A 21,701-nucleotide genomic window follows, 5' to 3' on the forward strand; every position below is an offset into this window, starting at 1 on the left:
TTTGAATCATAATTCAGGACGATACGCCTTCCTGTGTACAGTTTCTTTGCCTCATCAATTCATTACAAATCAAAAACGAAAATTAAAAACACATTACAATGAAAAAACTATTCATCATCGGTCTAACACTTTGCACGTTAAGTGTTTTTGCTCAAAGTAACAAGGAATCTATATTGAGTAATGATTCCGATTATACCTACAGGGTAAGCTTTCCTGCCATCATCCTAGGTAATATTGGTAAAGGAGGCGAAAGAACAAATACACAACATATTGAGCTTCATGTGAAGCGCGAATTGGATTCCAAAAACATCATCGGTGTAAAATTCGCCACTTGGAGGTTGTTTCAGCCCATGGGCATACAGTGGTGGGATGGACTATTGGATAAAATAGATTCCGAAAGTGAATTCTATCCCGGCTACCTACGTGAAACGGGTATTGGAATTTCATACCAACGCATGCTCTGGAAAGGATTGTTCGCTACGGTGGAAGTGCTACCGCAATACAAAACCTATCTAGACCTGAACAATGAGAAAATAGCCAACGGATTCAAGCTCTACTCGTCTTACCATTTGGGTTATCATATTGCTTTCGGAAAAAAGAAGCGCATTTTTATTGAGCCCCAGGTCCATTTTCAAAATTGGATGTTCGATACCAATACCCCGGACGCCTTTAAACAATTAGACAATAAATGGAAATCCTATTTCCTTTTTGAACCTAATCTATACGTTGGAATCAAATTCTAAAGACAATCCCAAAGTGATACAGTCCTCTATGGGTCATCAAGTAAGACTTTGATTATAGTGATTTAACAAACATTTTTTTAGCTACAACCTCATGAAATATCTATTAACAGTAATTTGTATTGCGCTATCCGCTACTTTATTCGCGCAGAGTCCTAGGCTGGATTCAACACGTGTGGATACTACCCAATTTGTGAAAATTGGGGGCAGTAAGCAATTTATCAGCATAAAAGGGAATAAAAGCAAGCCCCTTATGCTGTATTTACATGGTGGGCCTGGAGCGGCGAGCGCATCCCACAGGGAACAAATCACCCATATTCTGGAAGAACATTTCTTGGTGGTCCATTGGGACCAAAGAGGGTCTGGAAAATCATCGATCGGTAATTTAAAATCGCCCACCCTTTCAGTTATGAAACAAGATACCGAGGACATCTTGGAATATCTATTGGAAGCGTTTCAAAAAGACAAAATGATAGTGGTAGCCAATTCTTGGGGAACCGTTTTAGGGTTCCATTTGGCAACAGAATATCCAAATAAAATAGCCTCATTGGTGGCCGTTAGTCCCGTATTGGATAATCAAAAAAGTCAAAACACGGCCCAAGCCAAACTGATAAAACACTACAAGGCACGGAACAAGAAGGAGGCCGTTAGGCAACTTAAAGCTGTACATATACCTTATGAAAATGTCGAGGATATGGCCGTTCAATTTAAATGGATCAGTGATTACAAGGGAACTCCCATTCCAGAAAATGAATTTGGTCAATACATGAAATTCTTTAAGGAATGGGAGCCACAATGGATGCCCCTTTATAAAGAACTGTATAGCATTAAGGCCTTAAAGCATCGAACCCTTTTTAAAATCCCCGTGTATGTATTCATAGGGGAGGACGATCTAACCACCGGTTTTGAACTCACACAAAAATTTTATGAAAGGCTAGAAGCACCCAAAAAGCAACTGTTTCGGCTGAAAAATGTGGGTCATCAAATACCGATGTACAAATCCGTAGAAATGCAAAACTTGATATATAATGTCTTGGCGAAGGCCAACAAGTAATCAATCCAAAGTAAAAGGAATAGTTAGGTTTCAAATTATAATTCAAGACGATTTGCTTGAATAGGTATCCCAACTTTGTAACATCAATTTAAAACAATCAAAAAACGAACAATCATGAAATCAAAGATTCACGAATACCTATTAAAATTAAATAATAAAGGCATGAGTAAAACAATCAAAAAACAAACCGTCTTAAAAATGGCTTGTGTAGCCTTTGCATTCGCATCAAGTGTTACATATGCATAAAACACACATTCTGTAACAACAACACAGAGGGACGGTTTCATCTTTGAATTCCAAGTAGGCGGCGGTATCATCGGTATAGAAGATAGTGCTGGTAATCAAACGTTTGATAATGCCCAGGGAACGTTTGTTTTTCCAGATTTAAAGTTCGGCCACATGTTGAACGACAATCTAGCCATTACGGTCTCTTTACCGGGAAACATATACGAATTTCAGGACAATGACAGACATTTTGGAGGCTTTATACCGTCCCTGCAATATTGGGCAAATGACCGTTGGTGGATTCATGGAGGTATAGGTTTGGCCATAGATTCACCCGCACTCTACGACATTAAGGACAACGAAAATGATGATTGGAATTTTGGATGTGCCGTGATGGCCAGCACGGGCTATGAAATCTTCAAGAAGAAAAATTTTGCGCTGAACGTGCAGTCCAAGCTAGTAAAGGGCAGGGCTTTTTTAGCAGGAGATGCACATAGGGACGCAGTAAGTTTTAACATCGGGTTAGGGTTCAGTTGGTTCTAATAAAGGACTATTTTAAATGAAGTATCTTACATAAAGAAAGCAATACAATGAAAAATAAGGTAATACGGACCATAGTGCTCTTTGTTTCCATATGGACATTTGGTCAGCAGAACGCACCTCAAAAGATTGCGGAATTATTTGCGACCGAATTGGAAAAGAAACCTATCAAAAGTGCTTTTCTGCACGTCTATTCCAAATCTAAAGGAATTGATCTTCGGTTGGCGGAAAGTACCGTGAATTCGGAAAATGTTTTAACAATCAATACTCCATTTTATACGGCCAGCATTACCAAAATGCTCACGGCTACAGCTGTAGGCATGTTAAAGGACCAAAAGAGGCTGAATTTTGAAGATAAAATCGCCCAACATCTACCAAAATCACTGATTGAAAAGCTGCACGTATTGGATGGAAATGAGTACTCAAAAGACATTACCATAGCGCATCTTCTGCAGCATACATCAGGTTTACCGGACTATTTTACGGATAACACAATTGATGGTAGTCCCAATATCATTAATCAACTGTTAATGGATACCGCTAGATTATGGTCTCCTGAGGAACTCATCCAGTTTTCTAAAGAGAAGATGGAGCCCCATTTTGCCCCGGGTGAGGGTTACCATTATACGGATACGGAATATGTGCTGTTGGCACTGCTGATAGAAAAGGTAAGCGGCCTTTCCTTGAACGAATTTTTTAAACAGCATATTTTTAAGCCTTTGGGAATGAACGGTTCCTATATCAATCTAAAATCGTCGCCGTTGAAAAATGAAATGGCCATGGCCGAATTTTATGCTGGCGATGCGGAACTATCAACGCTAAAAAGTTTAAGTGCCGATTGGGGTGGAGGTGGTCTGGTCGCAACAACCCAAGATTTAACCCGATTCCTTCAGGGATTCAACAACGATGCACTAGTAAAGAAAGAAACCCGTCAGGACATGCAGCAATGGGTATATGAAACCGTTGGAATGGATTATGGTTACGGACTTAGGAAAGTATCCTTTAAGGAGCTTTATAATAATGATTCAAATTTGGAAGTCATCGGCCACACGGGTAGTACCGCCTCCTTTTTATGGTACTGCCCTCAATTGGATACCTACGTATCGGGCACTTTAAATCAATTGGAAGCTTCAAAGGGAGCGCTAAATTTGGTGTATGAAATACTTAAATTAATCCAAAAAGAATGACATTATAGGTAATAAGTATTAGCCCCTTGCAATACAAGGGGCTAAAAAATAAATGATGAAACACTGAATTTGATTATTTCGTACCAGTTATCGTAACATTGGCACTTAGCTGAATAGCAGAAGTTACGGAGAGGGCCCCGAGATTAAGTCCAGTCGTCGATTCCACTTGCAAAAGTGAGTTAAAGCTAACCACGTCACCTTCCTCTTTATATGAGGCAAAGACCAGCTCATATTCACCTTCAGCCAAGAAATTCAGGCTGTATTCATTGTTCAGTCCACTTACTTCAGAACTGGTAACAGCATTTGCGAAAGTTACGTTGCTATCTCCCTTCCCATTTGTTTCCACTTCGGCATTAAATGCTCCTTTCTCATAGGCATATACAATAATTTTATCGGAGGTATTTTGGACATCGTTGGCAATTCCGGAAATCATTCCCGTAGTTTCCTTGTTAAGAGTACGTATACCTGCTGACAGCTCTGCCATTGTGACAAATTCAAAATTATTGGATACGGTTCCCTGTTCTTCCTTTATGGTCTTTCTTAGGTCAAAATCTATAATTATCTCATTGGTATTGGAGGCAAATATTTCATAAGAATCAGTGATACTTATTTTGTTGGAAGCGGCCTCCAGTTTATCCTTTTCTCCATTGACCATCTCTACATAACAGCCGGGGGTATTCCCCGAGGCATCCATATCATAGTCCAACTCCAATTCAATATTGGAATAAGAACCAGCTTCTAACTGCAAGTTTCCTAAAGTTTTAGTCTGTCCATTGACCAAGGCGGCCAAATCGAAGGTTGTTTTGTTAAAACCCTCTAAGGAGGTACCATCTACCTTAATGTCGGAAACCGTAACAAAGACCGCCTCAACATTGGCGTTATCGATTGGGGCATCAGTAATCTTGAAAGTAGTTTCATAAGATTCAGCACCCATCTCCGAACCCCCATTATCATCCTTACTGCACGAAGTCATGAGGAATATGGTTGTTAATGCGATCGTTACTATTTTTAAATGATTTTTCATATTTATTAATTTTTATGATTTGTACCTATATAACATCCGAAAGTGAATTTTCCCTATATAAAAAGTGTTAAAATTTTTGAAAGTAAACTTTACACCTCTATTCGACCTACTTAATCATTTGTTTTTTAATCCGTTAAGCCATTTAACTATTTTGGGCCTAAAATTCCTCTTTTCGAATTAGAATTTTTTAGACAAGCTAAATCCACAATAAGGAAAGATGCCAATATGTGCCAATAACACTATAAATATTAGCGGCCATCTTTCTTTTTCCTTTGTGAATTGTTTTAGAAATACAATTTCAGTACATGAATCACGTTTTATTTATGTCGACTATTTGTTTGTCAAGCAAGTAATTCAATAACTATGGGAACTAAAAGTCTAAAAATTATTCTCCTATTATTCTCAGTTCTTATTTCCTGTTCAAAGGATACAGGAAATAGCACCGAAATTATTGAAGATGAGAATGGAAACCCCATCGAAGTGGACACTTCTGTAAATAAAAAAAGTGTAGGGGATTCGGCGAACGATCTTTTATCATCCCGTAGTTTTGAAAAGTTGATTTTGGAAATATTGTATGTGGGCGAACTGAACCCAACTTCTACAACTTTGGATAATTTTAAGGAATTCTTGGAAGCCCGGTTGAACAAGCCGAAAGGAATTGAAATTATTCTGCGACAAATTGAAAAGGTAGACCAAGAATTTTATTCTATACAGGACATAAGAAATTTAGAGGACACGCATCGCAGTAAATTCAATGAGAAAGGGACGATTGCGGTAAGCGGTATCTTTATAGACGGCGAGTATGACCAGAATACCGAAAACGGTTCGGTATTAGGTGTGGCTTATCGTAATACCTCATTTGTAATTTTTGAGCAGACCATAAGAGAATTTAGCAATCAACCTTTGGCTCCCAGTTTGTCCACTTTGGAAACAGTTGTGGTAAATCATGAGATGGGGCATTTACTCGGGTTAGTAAATGCTGGAACTACCATGCAGACAAATCACCAAGATATCGAGCATGGTAGGCATTGTACGAATGAAAACTGTCTCATGTTCTGGACAGCCGAAACAGGAGAAGGATTGCTTAACATGTTGACCGGAGGTTCCATTCCACCGCTGGATGCGCTTTGCATTTCGGACTTGCAGGCAAATGGTGGAAAGTGATAAATCAATTATCCTATTCAATAAAAAATATTTGGCTTTAGATGAACCTATTTTAAGGCCAATCCGCAGCCGACTTTTAGATAATTAGTAATCTATATTATTTTTTAGGTTGTCTATAAGCTTATTTTAAATGCTTCAACATTTTTCATACTCATCCTAAATGTAAATTCTATATTTTACGAAATATACCTAGGATATATTAGTTATTTAAAATTGAAATTTTAAAAAGTGGCTAATCAAAAGATTGATTTGGCAAGTCAAAAACACGCTCATAGCTAATTTAGCTTTGATTTTTTTCAAGAAAGTTGGATTTAAAGAATCCTTTATACCTCCAATGATGGTAATAAAAAAGTTGGAATTTTATTATTTCTAAAGCGGCAAAGTTTTGGAGAATCCTTTTACACCGCTATTGTTGCAAATTAAAGCTTCGCTTTAGTTTAGCTAAATGCGAAAGGTTTTCTTAAGTAAGTAAACTCTCTACGAAAACCTTTATCGCTTTAGCTTGTCGGGATGACAGGATTTGAACCTGCGACCACTCGACCCCCAGCCGAGTGCGCTACCGGACTGCGCTACATCCCGAAACTTCAATATAAAAACCAACCCTAGGTTGGCTTGCAGTTTTAAGACCTTGCCAGAACATCCTGTAGTGCAGTTTATCCTGAGCGCAGTCGAAGGGCTACATCCCGAATTCGGATGGCAAAAATAAAAAAGTAAAATAGATTACTCCCTATCTTTTTGCAAATTTTAAACCCAAATTATGCATTAGGACTTCGTTGTGAGGGTCCAAAATACAATAAACACAAGTGTTTTCTTAATTTTAGCATAGCACCGCTATGGTGAAATTAAGAAACAGCAAAAAGCGTGTGTTTGCAGTAGTTTGGAGCCATAATAGATTTTCTACTGCATATTTTGGGTAAACTATCGTAGACTTTCTATCCATTCGAACATTCGTTCCGTCCAGCCCCTTAAGTGATTATCTTTCTTTGCCAAGGAGAATCCATGGCCACCTTTCGGGTAAATATGCATGGTAGCTGAGACACCGTTATCCCTTAAGGCTTGAAAGAACAACAAACTGTTTTCAACGGGAACCGCCCCATCATCCGTAGCATGCATCAAAAAGGTAGGGGGTGTTTCGGCTGATACTTGTTTTTCATTGGAAAAGTGTCCGATCATAGCTTCGGACGGGTTTTCTCCAATCAAGTTTTTCTTGGACCCTCCGTGGGTCTTGCCTCCAAAAGTGATTACAGGATACCCCAAAGCCATAAAATCCGGTCTGGCACTTAGTTTATCCACTGTGTCCAAAGGCTCATACACCTTTTCATTGTAATGCGTCCCTAAGGTAGAAGCTAAATGTCCTCCTGCTGAGAATCCTATAATTCCTATTTTATCCGATTTGATATTCCAACTTTCGGCCTTACTACGCACCAAACGTATGGCGCGTTGGGCATCGATCAGAGGCACATTGTGCTTGTCCACTTGCGATACCTCGGAAGGCAATCGGTACTTAACCACAATACCGGCAATGCCTTTTCCATTTAAAAATTTCGCAATATCCGTTCCTTCCCAGTCATAGGCCAGAACCCCATAACCTCCACCCGGAAATATCAACATAGCTTCTCCCGTGGCATTGCGCTCAGAAGGCAAATACACCTCAATAGTGGGGTCTTGCACCTTACTGATAATGAGAATACCTTCTTCTCTATGAGTCTCTTTCTCCTCGCTCTTAACGTGGTTTGGTATTTTTCCGTTGGGCCAAAGGGGCATGATGGTATCCTGTGCGGAGATTGTCATACAAATTAGAACTATAACACCATAAAAAAGCTTCTTGATCATTTCCATTTTTTTAAGTCAATTTATTCACAGTCCCAGGTAAAGTCGGCTATTTTTTCGTTGGATGCCGATGCGAGGTTATAATGCCACCATTCCGTGCGTATGGACCAAAAGCCATGCTTTTCCATCGTTTCCTTTAAAAATTTCCGATTGTCCAAAATTTCTTGGGGAAGGTCCGTAGTATCATGATAGGCCCTTTTCCCGAAAAAATCAAAATCGGTTCCCATATTCAATTCCTTCCCCTCCATATCCACCAAGGTAATATCCACTGCCCCTCCTTTATTATGAATGGAACCCTTTACCGGATTCGCCACATATTGTGGGTTGGGAACAATCTCCCACATCTTGTACTGAACGGAATTGGGCCGGTAGCAATCGTAGAACTTTATTTTTACACCTTCCTTTAAAAAGTCCTTATTAGCGGCAATTAGGGCCTTCGCGGTTTTGACCCGGGTGTAGCATTCGGCACATTCATACACCTTAGCCTTTAAAAAGTTATTTTCAGTGGCATAGCGCATGTCATAGGCAAAGTCATTACTGAAGTCGGCCAGCCTTATAAAGGTAGTATCGGCCAGACCATCAAATCTTTTTAGTTGGATTTCCTGAACTGGTGCTTCCTCGATTACGCTCTCCTTTTTCTGTATTCTTTCGGGGATTGCTGACTCTTTTTCCTTTTTATCTCCCGATTTACAGGAAACAACAAATAGACAGAAAAGCATTCCAAAAACGTATTTCATACTTGTAATTATTGCGCTTAAATTACATCTAATTGAGGGAACTTCCTAAAAGCTGCTCGCCTTAGAAACAGGGTTTTAAATTTTAGTGCCGATTCTTGCAATTATGCGTAAATTGAAGCTTGTGAAAAATCAAACCCAAATTATGTATTCAAGAATTTCCCTCGTTAGTATCCTTATCCTTTTTTTAGCCTGCAAAAACATATCCGAGGCAACCGAGGCAACTGGAGAAGAACCCGCTTCCCAATGGCTGTTAGGTTTTGAAAAGGTCGAAAAAAATCCGATCATGATACCGGATTCCACCTACATATTTACCGACCCCATTACCCAAAATGAGGTCCGATGGCAAAAGGCCGATGTCTTTAATCCAGGGGCCATTGTAAAAAACGATACCGTGTTTCTCCTGTTTCGGGCCGAGGACAACCCTGATGCCATTCTAGGCGGACGCACCTCAAGAATCGGGCTTGCCTATAGTACCAATGGTATTGATTTCACCAAATATCCGGAACCGGTTTTCTTTCCACAGGACGACGCATTCAAGAAATGGGATTATCCGGGGGGCATGGAAGACCCTAGGGTCGTAGAAACGCCTGATGGCACGTATCTTATGTACTACACCAGTTGGAATCAGGATGTAGCCCGACTTTCGGTAGCGTCTTCAGATGATTTGAAAAATTGGACCAACCATGGCCCCATATTTCAAAAGGCCTACGACGGTAAATTCTTGGATGTTTGGAGCAAGTCGGGTTCCGTGGTGACGGAATTAACCAATGGCCGTTTAATCGCCAAAAAGTTCAATGGTAAATACCTCATGTATTGGGGAGAACTTTTTGTAAATCTTGCCGAAAGTGAAAACGGCATAGACTGGACACCCCTACTCGATGAAAATGGCGAACTCCTTCATGTATTTAAACCGACCTTGAACGAATTCGATAGTCACCTGACCGAACCTGGACCCCCGGCATTATATACAGAAAATGGGATTTTGTTGTTGTACAACGGAAAGAATCTTTCCGGCGAAGGTGCAACCGACCAATATCCAGAAGGCACCTATTGTGGCGGGCAGGTACTCTTTGATAAAGAAAACCCAACCAAGATGCTAGAACGACTGGCAACCCCTTTCATTTGCCCCAGCTTGCCCCATGAAGTCAGCGGGCAATACAAGGCTGGAACTACCTTTATACAAGGATTGGTCTATTTTAAGGACCAATGGTTTCTGTACTATGGGACGGCAGATTCCATGGTGGGATTGGCGATTAAGAAGTAGATAGAAGTTAGGGATTAGGGGTTAGGGGTTAGGTGATAGGAGTAAGTATTAAAAATTGATGTATGCGGCCAATTATTATTATCTGGTATTGCTGTTTCGGACTCTTATGGTCCTGCAAAGAACGGATTCAAGAGGCAAAAAAAAGCGATGAAGGAAGACCCAATATCGTCTTAATCATGGCCGATGACCAAGGGTGGGGCGATTTGAGCTTTCATGGCAATACCAATCTGAACACTCCCAATATCGATGCCATTGCCAAAAAAGGGGTATCCTTTACCAATTTCTTCGTACAACCTGTCTGCTCCCCTACTCGAGCGGAACTTTTGACCGGAAACTATTTTACCCGACTTGGGGTGCATGATACCTCGGCAGGCGGCGAGCGAATGGACATTGGTGTACCCACGATTGCCGAAATATTAAAAAACCATGGATATAAAACCGCCGCCTTTGGAAAATGGCATAACGGTATGCAACCTCCGTATCATCCCAACTCCAGGGGTTTTGATGAGTTTTACGGATTTGCTTCGGGGCACTGGGGCAACTATTTTAGTCCACTGTTGGAACACAATGGTGAATTGGTGCAAGGCAATGGTTTCTTGGCAGATGACCTAACCGATCGTGCCATTTCCTTTATTCAAACCCACAAAAATAAACCCTTCTTTGTCTATCTTCCTTTAAATACGCCCCACAGTCCAATGCAGGTTCCGGATACGTATTGGAACCGATTTAAAGACAAGGAACTGAACATGACCTACCAAAATCCAGAGGAGGAAGATACTCAATTTACAAGGGCCGCTTTGGCCATGGTGGAAAATATCGATGCAAATGTCGGTCGGATTTCAGAACATTTGAAAACGCTTGGGTTGGAAGAAAATACGATAGTGGTTTATCTATCGGACAATGGCCCCAATGGATGGCGCTGGAACGGCGGATTGCGAGGTAAGAAAGGTGCTACCGATGAAGGCGCTGTTAAAACGCCCTTTTTTATCCGATGGAAGGACCATATCAAACCGGGTATTCAAGTAGACAGAAATGGTGGGTCCATCGATATCACCCCTACCCTATTGGGGTTGTTGGATATTACCGATACCGAATTTAAAGCCGATGGGATAAATTTGGCCCCGTGGATTTTCGAGCCAAATTCGGACTACAAGGACCGCATAATTTACAATCACTGGGCCGGGCGCACCAGTTTGAGGACCCAACAATACCGTTTGGATGATCAAAACCGATTGTACGATATGGTAAACGACCCCGGACAAAAATTGGATATTGCCGAAAAACTCCCCAAAATTCGGGATTCGCTGGTACTCCAAAAAAGGAAATGGCTGTCAAAATACCCACCGCTCACCAAGGAAACGGACGACCGACCCTTTACCTTGGGCCATCCCGATTTCAAGTTTACCCAACTACCCGCCAGGGATGCAATGGCAACAGGAGACATTGAGCGTAGTAACCGTTTTCCCAACAACACATTTTTTACAAATTGGACCCAAACCAAGGATTCCATTTATTGGGATGTAGAAACCTTAAAAAAAGGAAGCTATCAAGTTACCCTCTATTATACCATACCCGAGGGAAATTCGGGTGCCGAAATCATGCTACAACAAGGAAAAAATACCATGAGGACTACAATTTCAGCAGTACATGACCCTCCACTTAGGGGCATGGAAAACGACCGGGTGGAGCGTATGGAATCCTATGTAAAGGATTTTAAACCTTGGAATATGGGCGAAATGGAATTGGATACCGGTAGAATGCCGTTTGTCTTAAAACTAGACCGAATAAAAAGTACAGGCCCGGATGTCCGACTTTTGCAATTTGAACGCATAGAGTGAATCCTTTTTTCTATTTTGTGCTCACTTAAACCATTTTTATGTCGACCAAGAATATTTCCCGCAGAAACCTATTGAAAACAGGTACCCTATTCGCTGTCTCGGCTTCATCGGGATGGGCCTTTGGCAATACTTTTACACAAGAAGTCGGTTGGGGTGCACAGGAACCCAAACATTCGCTCCCGTTTAGGGTAAGCCTAAATACCTCGACCTTAATGGCATACCAACTTCCGGTTGATGTCCAGATTGAAAAGGTAATCGCTGCCGGTTTTGATGGAATTGAATTATGGATGCGGGATATCATGACCTATTTGGAAAAAGGGGGCACCACGCAAACTTTAAAGGAAAAATTGCAGGCCGGTAACCTGAGATTGGAAAACATCATTGGTTTTTCGGAATGGTGCAGTGATGACCCTGAAAAAAGGAAGAACGCCCTAGAACAACTCCGCAAGGAGATGAACATCATTAAGGAATTGGGCGGAGAACATATAGCGGCACCCGTTATGGGAATTTCCAAGTTAGAACCCTCTAATATGGGCGAATATGCGGAACGTTATCACGCTATTCTCGATTTGGAAGCGGAAACCGGGGTGATTCCCGTCCTAGAACTTTGGGGCATGGGAGCCCTGCACAAGGTGTCTGACTGTGCACAGATTATCATAGAAACAGGCCATCCCAAGGCGTCCCTGCTGTTGGATTTCTATCACGTGCACCGCGGTGGAAATTCATGGGATACGATCGATGTTCTCAACGGTGCCAAATTGCCCGTAATGCACATGAACGACTATCCCTCTGAACCCACGTATGATAAATTGACGGATGCCGACCGTGTTTTGCCCGGGGAAGGCATTTGCCCGTACGATTCAATTGTTCCAAAACTGTATGAAGCGGGATTTAGGGGCGGATTTTCAGTAGAATTGTTCAATAAAGGGTATTGGGATTCCATGGATGCCGATACCCTACTAAAAAAGAGTTTTGAAAATTCTGTATTGGTTTTGAGTTCGGCTCTGCAGAAGGCGGGGTATTACTAACTATTCCATTCTTAGAATCTCACTATCCAGATACCCGATCCGTTCCGCTTTGGCCTCAAAATTCAAATCTTTGGAAAGTGGTTTTACGTAGACCTTCCAAATGGAATCCTGGGGAAGTTTCCAAACAATCGTAGCGTCCGGTTGCGGGGAAATCAACTGGACGACGTAATCATTCATGGCAACTTCTAAGGGAGGTAAACGCTTTGCTTTTCCATCGGGGAGCCATTTGGCAATAAGTTCCCGCTCCGGGATTCCGCCCAAATCCTTACTATCCTTAATCCATTCATCTAAAATGTTTCGGTAGAAGATGAGCGTATCTTGCAAATCGGGATTTCCTGCGAGGTTGTCCAGTTCATAAGGGTCGTTTTGCAAATCGTACAATTCCTCTTCCGGTTTGGTGGGATGCAACCAAGCTGCCTGTTGTTCGTTCAAGGCTCCTTCGTTATAAAGTTTACGTAATGCTTGCATCATCGGCATTTGCTCGCGATAGGAAACGGGCAACGAGTGACTTAGTTCCGTATTGTAACTTTTAATGTATTTATAACGCCTGCTACGTACGGCGCGCAATCGGTCATAAATCTCATCAAACCGATCCGAAGTATGAAAAGTGTATTTTGGTTTCTTCCCCAGTTCATACTTCCCAAATTGTGCCACGCCCTGCATCACTTTTGGCGGTTCAATGCCTGCTAGCGAAAGTAGTGTTGGGGCATAATCTATAAAACTTATCAAACGGTCATCATGGCTTCCAGCATTTTTATTTTTAGGGAATTTTATGATCAAGGGTACTTTTACCCCGGTATCGTACAATGCCCTTTTATGACGGGGAAAGGGTCCGCCATGGTCACCATAGAAAAAGATAATAGTGTTTTCATACAGGCCGTCTTCCTTCAAGTCTTCCAAAACCACTCCAATCTGGTCATCCAAACGCTTCAGGTTACTATAATTCACGGCCAAATCATGTCTGATTACCTCCGAATCCGGGAAATAAGGAGGCACCTGTACATTCAGAGGATCGACAAAAAGTGTATCCTGGCCCCTGTTCCAAATTTGGGACTCGTGGCACACAGCAAAATTGAACACGGTAAAAAATGGCTGACCTTCTTTACGTTTTCTCCAATGGCGTTCCCCGCTGCTCTCGTCCCAAGCCGCATCGGTCTTTTCAAAATTGTAATCCTCCTTAGGACCATTGGCGGTGTAATAACCAATTTTTCGTAGGTATTCTGGAAACATTTTCACTCCCTCCGGCACCACAGGGGAGTAGCTGGGCAAGCTATCCAATAGAGGCTCATTGATTGGCGCCCAGGGTTTATGTGTTCTCATATTATGGGTTCCCAAGGTCGTGGGATACATGCCAGTAATAATGGAGCTTCTGGCTGGGGCACACACGGGAACCGGTGCTACCGCATTGGTAAAGACCACCCCATCGGCTGCAAGGGACTCCAAATTTGGCAAGGATATCGTGGAATCCCCATACATGGGAAACCATTCCGGGGATTGGTCTTCGGCAACCAGCCAAACGATGTTGGGTAGGTCATGGGAGTCCATAGTTCGATTGACATTTTCCTTATCGGCACAACCAAAAAATAAAAAAGCTAGTAATGGGGTAATCAGATATTTAGGAGACATAGAATTAAATCGAGATTCCTATAAATATATGATTTTTACAAACAAAAAGCCGTTCAAAGTTTCCATTGAACGGCTTTGACTCAATATATTGATTTTGAACTATTTTAGGCTTTCCAAAAATTCTAGGCTTTGAGGAACTTGCTCCACCACCCGGCTTGATTCGTCCTCAATGAACATGTATTCCAGACCCAGTTTTTTGGCTTCGGCAACCACTCCGGCAATATCCACTTGACCGGCACCCAAAACGACGTTTGTCTCTACGTCCTCATGGCCGGTATTATTGCCCTTTACACCATGCTCCATGTCCTTTAAATGTAATAAAGTCATTTTCCCAGGATACTTTTTCATGAGCGCTACCGGATCGGCACCCCCATGTTGCGCCCAATACACATCAAGTTCAAAGGTAAAATCGGTCGCATTCTTGGCCATATAGTCAAAGAACGTACCGTCCTCATACGGTCTAAACTCATAGCCGTGGGCATGATAGGCCAAGGTCAAACCCGCTTCCTTCAAGCGCTTTCCGGCCGTATTGAAAACATCCGTGGCATGTTTGGTCTCTTCCAAGGCCCAATTGTTCCCATCATGGGGAACCCATGCGCACATGACATATTTAGCCCCGAAATCCTTGGCATTCTGGATGACCTTGTCCACATTTTTTTCCAAATCATTGAAATCCGCTCCAACGCTCACAACCTGTAGATCATGCTCCTTTAATAGTCCTTGAAAGTCCTCTAAAGGCATTCCATAGGTGCCGCCGCCTTCAATCTTTGAGATTCCCCATGAATTGATGAGTTTTAGGGTTCCGGGAACATCTTCCTTAAACTGGTTTCTAAGGCTATACAATTGCAACCCGACTTCCTGGGCGCTAGCGCCGAACGCCATACATCCAATAGCAATTACCGTTAAAAGCTTCTTCATTTTCTTTGTAATTAGGTTAGAAGGTTTCCTTCATCGTCCCATTCCGCAATGACGTTTCGCTTGCTTTGGTCCACGCATTTAGCAATCCATTCCGGGTCATACGCTACGCCATGTTGGTCCAGCACATCCTGCGGAACACCGTCCCAGACATTGGGCTGGTTGCCCTTGTAGCCCAAATCCGCTATGCCCACTTTGGAGGTGTAGTAACCGGTAACCGTCAAGCCCCGCATCATGTAGAAGAATTGAATTTCCAAAGGTTGTTCGGATAATGGCTTCTCAGTATCATGCCAGCAAATGGCATCACAGATCTGTTTTTTCTGCTCCAAGGTGGCCGATTTAAACTCGGTTCCAAACTCAGTATTGCTCTTATGGTCCAACCACATGAGTCCGCCCAACAAGGTTGGGGCCATCTCCGGAATATCCTTGCCCATGAATTCGACTAACTCCGGTACTCCCGCCTCTATGGGTCCGCCATGGGGTTCTTTTGGCGGAAGGATAACCACGCTTAAAGCGGCAATGGTTTCCATTTCATGTTCGTTGAACAATTGCTCTGCCTGTAGTTTTTCCAAACGTTCCAGCTCTGCAGGGGTCCTTCCAAAATATGTATCGCTACTTTCCGTGATGGCCTGGTCTACGGCTTCCGTAGTTTCCGTTTTACAGGAATTGAAAACCAGTCCCGACCCTGCTGCTGCCCCACCAAGGAGTAGGGTCTGTAAACTCTTTCTTCTGTCCATCTTATTAAATATTTTGCTTTTTTAGTTGATCGATTATATAGTCCGATGCCCTCCAAGATAAGGCCATGATGGTCCACGTACAATTTTTGTCCGCTTGCGAAACAAAGGGTCCGGCATCTACAATGAACACATTATCGCAGTCGTGCAATTGCTGAAATTTATTCGTGACTGAAGTTTTTGGGTCATCACCCATACGTGTAGTGCCCACCTCGTGAATAATTTGTCCAGGGGCCAACAAGCCGTAGTTTTGGTCCTTTCCGGGTTTTTCGCTCAAGGGGATACCGCCCATGTTATGGATCAGTTCTTCAAAGGTATCCTGCATGTGCTTGGCCTGATTGATTTCATACTGTGAGTGCTTGTAATTGAATTTCAGTACAGGGATACCGTATTTGTCCACGGTGGTGGGGTCTATTTCGCATCGGTTTTCCCTGAATGCGATGGCTTCCCCCCTACCTCCAAATCCAATGACCGAACCGTAGTATTTCTTTACGTCGTCCCGTAAACTATCGCCATATCCTCCCACTTTTAATCCGAAAAACTTGTTCATGCCGTTGGGATCAAAACCGAAACCGTAATTGGGTTGGCCCATTCCGCCCCAAACCTCAATGTGGTAGCCGCGGGGAAAATCCAACTTGGAGTTGTCTCCCCACCATGGGGAATAGACGTGCATACCTCCTACCCCGTCTTCGTTGTAGGACACTTTTCGGTTTAATAGGCCTGGAATGACGCCGGCAGCACTGGCACCCGTAGAGTCGTGTAAATACCTGCCCACAACATCACTACTGTTTCCAAGTCCGTTGGGATGCTGTTTACTTTTAGAATTTAGGAGTATCCTAGCGGAACTACAGGCGGATGCACCCAGAACGACGACCCGACCTTTTAATTTATATTCTTTTCTATCCTCCTTGTTGATGTAAGAAACTCCAGTCGCCTTGCCTTCCTCATTGGTAGTCACTTCGCGCACCATACAATTGACAAAGAGTTTTACCTTGCCTCCATTTTTTTGAGCCGGAAAGATGAGGCAACTTCCCGCAGAGAAATCGGCATAGACCTGACAAGAGCGTCCACATTGGCCACAATAGAAGCATACGCCTCGTTCGTTATTGATTCTTTTGGTCAACATGGAAAGTCGGCCAGGTATCACCGGAATACCTGTTTTCTTTGCCCCGTTGATATAAAACAATTCGTGCAACCTTGGTTTTGGGGGAGGAAGAAAAAAACCGTCTGGATCGTTCTCACGGCCTTCCTTGGTCCCAAAGACCCCAATGAGCTTGTCCAATTTGTCATAATAAGGTTTTATATCCTCATACCCTATAGGCCAATCATCGCCAAGACCGTCCCTTGATTTCCCTTTAAAATCCTTTGGTCCAAATCGAAGTGAAATACGCCCCCAGTGATTGGTACGTCCTCCAAGCATTCTGGCACGCCACCATTTAAACTCGGTTCCTTCCTCATGGGTATAGGGCTCTCCTTCCACTTCCCAATCGCCCCAAGACTGATCCCATTCCCCAAAGGCCCGATCGGTGCCGGCACCTCTTCTTGGCGAATCGTATGGCCATTTTAACTGGGTCATCGTTTTTGGGTCCGCTGGGTCAAAAAACGGACCCGCTTCAACAACGGCTACGTTCAGTCCTGCATCCGCCAATTGTTTGGTGGCCATTCCGCCACCGGCCCCGGAGCCTACAATAATTACATCATACACTTCGGAGGATTCTTTTATCTGCATAACTTGGTATTTGGTTTATAGTACAATTTATAGAATTATTCAAAATCTAATTAGCCATTTCTCTGTTTGGAAGTATAAATTCATGAATCCTGATGTTTTTATACTCCATTTCTTGAAAATCCCGTACACCAATGAATTAAATTAAAGCTCCTCACTTATAAAAGTTGACGCAGGTAAACCAACCGAATTGAATAAATTTGGAATGTCCGTACTTCTATAAGCATATCGAACCATTTTTGGCTCCTTTGCCTCTTTTGCCTGTACGGTTACGATACCATTTTTGATTTTCGCCTTCGCCGGATACCAAGTTCCATCCGATGATAAAACCTCGAAATGCTCCAAGTCTTTTCCTTTCACGGTAAGCCCTTCATTATGTAAAAAATGAACCATTACTTTATCCCCGATAGCTTCGGCCTTATCGAACAAAGGTCCATAGACAGTTGTATCCAAAACATCATACTGTTGTTTAAGGGCAATGTTCGCCAAACGGATGCCCACATCCTTTTTATTTCTAGGATGGATATCGTCCACGGTACAAATATCACTGGTCATGGTCATACCCGTGTTGGGAAGTGACAAGGTCCTCCTTTGTTGATCACGAACGATGCCGCCTTCATATTCCCTTCCATACTTATAAGGAGCTATTTGCACATAATAGAATGGAAAATCATACCCCCACTTATCTCGCCAAGAATTTATAAGCGTGCCAAAGGTGTTTTCATAGCTTTCGGCATTGGCCGTATTGGATTCCCCTTGATACCAGAGGGTTCCGCTTATTTTAAAACTCGTTAAAGGAGCGATCATGGCATTGTACAAAATCGATTTTTCTATGGGCACCCAAGGGTTGGGCTTTATGAGTTCGTAGGCCTCCTGTAGGGCTGGGTTCTTATCGAACTCCTCTTCCGGTGTCCAGACTTCGGCACAGGAAGCTCCCCATGAAGAGTCTATCAATCCAATGGGTACGTCCATTTCTTCCTGAAGTCGTTCGGCAAAAAAATAGGCCACCGCACTGAATTCGGGCATGGTTTCTGGTGAACAAACCTGCCACGTCCCGGCCAAATCGTCCTGGGGATGATCGGCCGTTCTTTTTTCTACGGTAAAGAGCCTTATCGTAGGTTTGTTGGAACTGGCTATGGCCTCCTCTTTATTGTCCAATCCGCTATTGGCGCTCCATTCCATATTGGATTGCCCGGAACATAGCCACACCTCCCCGATCAAAATATTATCGAGTAGAATCTCATTGGAATCTCCTTTAAAGGCAATCTTATAAGGTCCTCCTGCACCGGATGTTTCCACGGATACTTTCCACTTGCCCGTTATCGGCGTTTTTACGGAATGTACCTTGGAATCCCAACCGGTTGAAATTGTAAATTCCTCACCTGGATGGGCCCACCCAAAAAAATCTACGGTAGCTTCCCGTTGCAAGACCATATTACTTGAAAATATACTTGGAAGGGTAATTTCCGCCTTCGCAATAGAAACACAGCAAACAAAAAATAGTAAAAACAGTCGCCTCATGATAAATTGTTAATTTAAACCAATCAAATATAAATATTTAATAAGGTTCAGGTAATTTTTATGCCAACATGATGTGTTTATTTGTTTTTATCTGATAACTTACACAAAACTTTTTCACAGTCCAGCATTCTAAAGAAACTATTTATGACCACTGAAAACCAATTTTTAGGTAGACGGAATTTTATCAAAGGTGCATCTGCCGCCTCCCTACTCCTATCCTCCATGGGCAGTTATGGATTCGAATTTTTTGCCGATGAAAAACCAAAAAAAGTAGCACTTATCGGAACCGGTTGGTATGGCACCAGTGATCTGTTCAAACTTATACAAGTTGCCAATGTGGAAGTGGTTTCCCTTTGCGATGTGGATTCGAATTTTCTTAACGATGTCGCGGAACAGGTTTCCCAACGCCAAAAGAACGGGAAAAAGCCAAAGATGTATTCGGATTATCGGGACATGCTCAAAAAAGAAAAACTGGACATTGTTTTAATCGGGACCCCAGACCATTGGCATGCCTTAATGTGTATTGAAGCCCTAAAATCAGGGGCACATGTGTATGTCCAAAAACCAATCAGCGTGGATATAATGGAAGGTGAGGCCATGGTGGCTGCCGCCAGAAAATATAACAGGGTGGTACAAGTTGGAACCCAAAGAAAAAGTACCCCACATTTGATCGATGTCAAAAGGGAGATTGTTGATAAGGGGCTTTTGGGCAAGATTGGCCATGTGGAGATGTGCTGCTATTATCACATGAGGGCCAACGGAAACCCTCCCTTACAACCGGTACCGGAATTTTTGGATTACGAAATGTGGACGGGTCCAGCACCTTGGAGACCCTATGACGGAATTCCACATAGAAGATGGTGGCGGACTTTTATGGAATACGGCAATGGCATTATGGGAGACATGTGCGTACACATGTTGGACACCGTACGATGGATGTTAGATTTGGGATGGCCCAAACAAATAAGTTCAGAAGGCGGCATCTACATACAGAAAGAAGGAAAATCAAATATAGCCGATACACAGACCGCAGTTTTTGAATATGATGACCTTAATTGTGTTTGGCAACATAGAAGCTGGGGCAACCCAGCGGACCCGGAATATCCCTGGGCCTTCGTAATCTATGGCGAAAAGGGCGTACTTAAAGGAAGTACCATGCAAGCCGATTATATCCCCTACAAGAACGGCGAACCGATTCATTTCAACGTACTTTACGAGAAAGAGAAATATCCCGAAGATTTGGAGGAAAAGGACAATGAATTGCATGCGGCGCCAGCTACTCGAAGGCATATGATCGATTTTCTGGAAGCAATAGCAAATGGCACCAAACCTATAGCGGATATAGAAGAGGGACATATCTCAACCGCCAGTTGTATTTTGGCCAATCTATCCATGGAATTGGGAAGACCTTTGACGTATGATCCCAAAACCAGGACCGTTGTGGGGGATGAAGAAGCTACGGCCAGATTAACGCGCGACTATAGGGAGGATTGGGAACATCCACATCCGGACACCGTGTAATTACTGAAGTTTCTTGGTAGAATCCCGTACCAAAAGGCTTGTTTTGACCACTTTGGTCTCAAATGGTCTATTGGGTTCCTTTATGCGTTTGATCAATAGCTCTGCGGCCTTTTCGCCAATGAATTTTCCATGCTGACTCACCATGGTCAAGGAAGGCGTGACGTATTGTGACAACTGACCGTTCGTAAATCCTACTATGGACACATCCCCAGGAACATTATAACCGCGGGATTTTACGATGTGCAAAATTTTTACCGCCGTAATTTCATCCAAGCCCAGAATACCATCTATGGGTTTGTAGTTCAAAAGGAAGGACATGAGCAAATCAAGATCGTCCTTGGCGGTAAAATTGACCACCAACTTTTCATCGAACTTGATTCCCGCTTCTTCCAAGGCCTTTCTGTACCCAGCCAACCGCAACTTCCCTACGCTCGATTTGCCAATGGGAGAAACGAAAGCAACGTTTTTACATCCTATGTTCAAAAAGAATTTGGTCGTCTTATATCCTGCTTCAAAATCGTCTACGATTACCTTATCGCAGTCTATCAATTCGGATACCCTATCGAACAACACCAATGGTATTTGACTCTCCGTTATTTCCCGTAACCCCTCGATTTGTTCCTTCACCTGGGTTTCCTCAGCCAAAGAAATGATAAGACCATCTACCGTTCCCGAATCCAAAAACGCCAAGGTTTTGGACTCCTTTTCATGGGATTCATCACTTATGCAACTGATAATATTATAGCCATTTTCATTGGCCACCTTTTCAATACCATATAATACTTGAACAAAAAAGTAGTTCAAAATATTTGGAACGATGACCCCAATGGTCTTGGTACTTCGGTTCAGAAGATTTAAGGCCAGCTTATTAGGTTTGTAATGATGTTCCTTGGCATACTCCTGTATACGCTTCTTCAAATCCCTACTAATTTCATGGCTGTCGTTGACCGCCTTGGATACCGTAGAGATGGAAACATCAAAATGTTGCGCTATATTCTTTAGGGTAATCTTCTTCATTGTCCGATAA

General features: G+C 42.7%; 18 protein-coding genes and 1 tRNA gene. 9 read left to right on the forward strand and 10 right to left on the reverse strand.

The genetic code is table 11. The annotated features are described in order from the left end of the window. Window positions 1-98 precede the first annotated feature (98 nt). From PP181_RS13125 to PP181_RS13140, 4 genes are all read left to right on the forward strand, one after another. Window positions 99-743 (forward strand): hypothetical protein, encoded by a 645-nt coding sequence (locus tag PP181_RS13125; protein ID WP_272637458.1) that lies wholly within the window; start codon window positions 99-101, stop codon window positions 741-743. A gap of 91 nt (window positions 744-834) precedes the next feature. After that, window positions 835-1,794 (forward strand): alpha/beta fold hydrolase, encoded by a 960-nt coding sequence (locus PP181_RS13130; RefSeq protein WP_272637459.1) that lies wholly within the window; start codon window positions 835-837, stop codon window positions 1,792-1,794. Window positions 1,795-2,193: 399 nt separating this feature from the next. Next, the gene (locus PP181_RS13135) at window positions 2,194-2,562 is read left to right on the forward strand and encodes a hypothetical protein (protein WP_272637460.1); all 369 of its coding nucleotides are present in this window, start codon (window positions 2,194-2,196) and stop codon (window positions 2,560-2,562) included. 47 nt (window positions 2,563-2,609) lie between these two features. After that, window positions 2,610-3,746, forward strand: coding sequence for a serine hydrolase domain-containing protein (locus PP181_RS13140; RefSeq protein ID WP_272637461.1), 1,137 nt, complete (start codon window positions 2,610-2,612; stop codon window positions 3,744-3,746). Between the two features lie 73 nt (window positions 3,747-3,819). Here PP181_RS13140 and PP181_RS13145 read toward each other — a convergent pair whose 3' ends face one another. After that, window positions 3,820-4,770, reverse strand: coding sequence for a DUF4382 domain-containing protein (locus PP181_RS13145; RefSeq protein WP_272637462.1), 951 nt, complete (start codon window positions 4,768-4,770; stop codon window positions 3,820-3,822). A 363-nt stretch (window positions 4,771-5,133) separates the two neighbouring features. Between PP181_RS13145 and PP181_RS13150 the strand changes: the two genes are divergently transcribed. After that, window positions 5,134-5,934: a membrane metalloprotease gene (locus PP181_RS13150; protein ID WP_272637463.1), complete on the forward strand. Its 801-nt coding sequence runs from the start codon at window positions 5,134-5,136 to the stop codon at window positions 5,932-5,934. A gap of 505 nt (window positions 5,935-6,439) precedes the next feature. Here the strand turns inward: PP181_RS13150 and PP181_RS13155 are convergent. The 3 genes from PP181_RS13155 to PP181_RS13165 all read right to left on the reverse strand — a co-directional run bounded on the left by PP181_RS13155 (window position 6,440) and on the right by PP181_RS13165 (window position 8,501). Then, window positions 6,440-6,513, reverse strand: a tRNA-Pro gene (locus PP181_RS13155). 339 nt (window positions 6,514-6,852) lie between these two features. Then, on the reverse strand, window positions 6,853-7,767 hold the full coding sequence (locus PP181_RS13160) for an alpha/beta hydrolase (RefSeq protein WP_272637464.1): 915 nt from the start codon (window positions 7,765-7,767) through the stop codon (window positions 6,853-6,855). 20 nt (window positions 7,768-7,787) lie between these two features. Then, window positions 7,788-8,501 carry a M15 family metallopeptidase gene (locus PP181_RS13165; RefSeq protein ID WP_272637465.1) on the reverse strand — a complete coding sequence of 238 codons (714 nt, stop codon included), beginning with the start codon at window positions 8,499-8,501 and terminating at the stop codon, window positions 7,788-7,790. 142 nt (window positions 8,502-8,643) lie between these two features. Between PP181_RS13165 and PP181_RS13170 the strand changes: the two genes are divergently transcribed. From PP181_RS13170 to PP181_RS13180, 3 genes are all read left to right on the forward strand, one after another. Further along, entirely contained in the window at window positions 8,644-9,765 is a 1,122-nt protein-coding gene (locus PP181_RS13170; RefSeq protein WP_272637466.1) for a glycoside hydrolase family 130 protein, read from the forward strand. Between the two features lie 62 nt (window positions 9,766-9,827). Then, window positions 9,828-11,603, forward strand: coding sequence for an arylsulfatase (locus tag PP181_RS13175; RefSeq protein WP_272637467.1), 1,776 nt, complete (start codon window positions 9,828-9,830; stop codon window positions 11,601-11,603). 38 nt (window positions 11,604-11,641) lie between these two features. After that, entirely contained in the window at window positions 11,642-12,631 is a 990-nt protein-coding gene (locus PP181_RS13180; protein ID WP_272637468.1) for a sugar phosphate isomerase/epimerase family protein, read from the forward strand. On the opposite strand, the gene PP181_RS13185 is transcribed toward PP181_RS13180, so the two are convergent. The 5 genes from PP181_RS13185 to PP181_RS13205 form a co-directional block, all read right to left on the reverse strand. Beyond that, complete coding sequence (locus tag PP181_RS13185; protein WP_272637469.1) at window positions 12,632-14,257, reverse strand: sulfatase family protein; 1,626 nt, start codon at window positions 14,255-14,257, stop codon at window positions 12,632-12,634. Between the two features lie 99 nt (window positions 14,258-14,356). Beyond that, entirely contained in the window at window positions 14,357-15,175 is an 819-nt protein-coding gene (locus PP181_RS13190; protein WP_154918755.1) for a sugar phosphate isomerase/epimerase family protein, read from the reverse strand. Between the two features lie 11 nt (window positions 15,176-15,186). Then, window positions 15,187-15,909, reverse strand: a complete 723-nt coding sequence (locus PP181_RS13195) for a gluconate 2-dehydrogenase subunit 3 family protein (protein ID WP_272637470.1) — start codon at window positions 15,907-15,909, stop codon at window positions 15,187-15,189. A 4-nt stretch (window positions 15,910-15,913) separates the two neighbouring features. Continuing rightward, window positions 15,914-17,635: a GMC family oxidoreductase gene (locus PP181_RS13200; protein ID WP_125222756.1), complete on the reverse strand. Its 1,722-nt coding sequence runs from the start codon at window positions 17,633-17,635 to the stop codon at window positions 15,914-15,916. 141 nt (window positions 17,636-17,776) lie between these two features. Further along, entirely contained in the window at window positions 17,777-19,153 is a 1,377-nt protein-coding gene (locus tag PP181_RS13205; protein ID WP_272637471.1) for a sialate O-acetylesterase, read from the reverse strand. 144 nt (window positions 19,154-19,297) lie between these two features. On the opposite strand from PP181_RS13205, the gene PP181_RS13210 reads away from it, so the two are divergent. Beyond that, window positions 19,298-20,674, forward strand: coding sequence for a Gfo/Idh/MocA family protein (locus PP181_RS13210; protein WP_272637472.1), 1,377 nt, complete (start codon window positions 19,298-19,300; stop codon window positions 20,672-20,674). Here the strand turns inward: PP181_RS13210 and PP181_RS13215 are convergent, their stop codons facing one another. Then, complete coding sequence (locus tag PP181_RS13215; protein WP_272637473.1) at window positions 20,675-21,691, reverse strand: LacI family DNA-binding transcriptional regulator; 1,017 nt, start codon at window positions 21,689-21,691, stop codon at window positions 20,675-20,677. Window positions 21,692-21,701: the final 10 nt, after the last annotated feature.

It is taken from the genome of Maribacter sp. PR66 (genome assembly GCF_028464205.1).
Classification (GTDB): domain Bacteria; phylum Bacteroidota; class Bacteroidia; order Flavobacteriales; family Flavobacteriaceae; genus Maribacter; species Maribacter flavus.

Excerpts from the sequence above, each read along its gene's own strand:
- PP181_RS13140 (WP_272637461.1), top strand. The coding sequence starts at position 2,610 with ATGAAAAATAAGGTAATACGGACCATAGTGCTCTTTGTTTCCATATGG.
- PP181_RS13135 (WP_272637460.1), top strand. The coding sequence starts at position 2,194 with ATGTTGAACGACAATCTAGCCATTACGGTCTCTTTACCGGGAAACATA.
- PP181_RS13210 (WP_272637472.1), top strand. The coding sequence starts at position 19,298 with ATGACCACTGAAAACCAATTTTTAGGTAGACGGAATTTTATCAAAGGT.
- PP181_RS13145 (WP_272637462.1), bottom strand. The coding sequence starts at position 4,770 with ATGAAAAATCATTTAAAAATAGTAACGATCGCATTAACAACCATATTC.
- PP181_RS13170 (WP_272637466.1), top strand. The coding sequence starts at position 8,644 with ATGTATTCAAGAATTTCCCTCGTTAGTATCCTTATCCTTTTTTTAGCC.
- PP181_RS13185 (WP_272637469.1), bottom strand. The coding sequence starts at position 14,257 with ATGTCTCCTAAATATCTGATTACCCCATTACTAGCTTTTTTATTTTTT.
- PP181_RS13200 (WP_125222756.1), bottom strand. The coding sequence starts at position 17,635 with ATGCAGATAAAAGAATCCTCCGAAGTGTATGATGTAATTATTGTAGGC.
- PP181_RS13130 (WP_272637459.1), top strand. The coding sequence starts at position 835 with ATGAAATATCTATTAACAGTAATTTGTATTGCGCTATCCGCTACTTTA.
- PP181_RS13160 (WP_272637464.1), bottom strand. The coding sequence starts at position 7,767 with ATGATCAAGAAGCTTTTTTATGGTGTTATAGTTCTAATTTGTATGACA.
- PP181_RS13175 (WP_272637467.1), top strand. The coding sequence starts at position 9,828 with ATGCGGCCAATTATTATTATCTGGTATTGCTGTTTCGGACTCTTATGG.
- PP181_RS13190 (WP_154918755.1), bottom strand. The coding sequence starts at position 15,175 with ATGAAGAAGCTTTTAACGGTAATTGCTATTGGATGTATGGCGTTCGGC.
- PP181_RS13150 (WP_272637463.1), top strand. The coding sequence starts at position 5,134 with ATGGGAACTAAAAGTCTAAAAATTATTCTCCTATTATTCTCAGTTCTT.
- PP181_RS13125 (WP_272637458.1), top strand. The coding sequence starts at position 99 with ATGAAAAAACTATTCATCATCGGTCTAACACTTTGCACGTTAAGTGTT.
- PP181_RS13195 (WP_272637470.1), bottom strand. The coding sequence starts at position 15,909 with ATGGACAGAAGAAAGAGTTTACAGACCCTACTCCTTGGTGGGGCAGCA.
- PP181_RS13165 (WP_272637465.1), bottom strand. The coding sequence starts at position 8,501 with ATGAAATACGTTTTTGGAATGCTTTTCTGTCTATTTGTTGTTTCCTGT.
- PP181_RS13215 (WP_272637473.1), bottom strand. The coding sequence starts at position 21,691 with ATGAAGAAGATTACCCTAAAGAATATAGCGCAACATTTTGATGTTTCC.
- PP181_RS13180 (WP_272637468.1), top strand. The coding sequence starts at position 11,642 with ATGTCGACCAAGAATATTTCCCGCAGAAACCTATTGAAAACAGGTACC.
- PP181_RS13205 (WP_272637471.1), bottom strand. The coding sequence starts at position 19,153 with ATGAGGCGACTGTTTTTACTATTTTTTGTTTGCTGTGTTTCTATTGCG.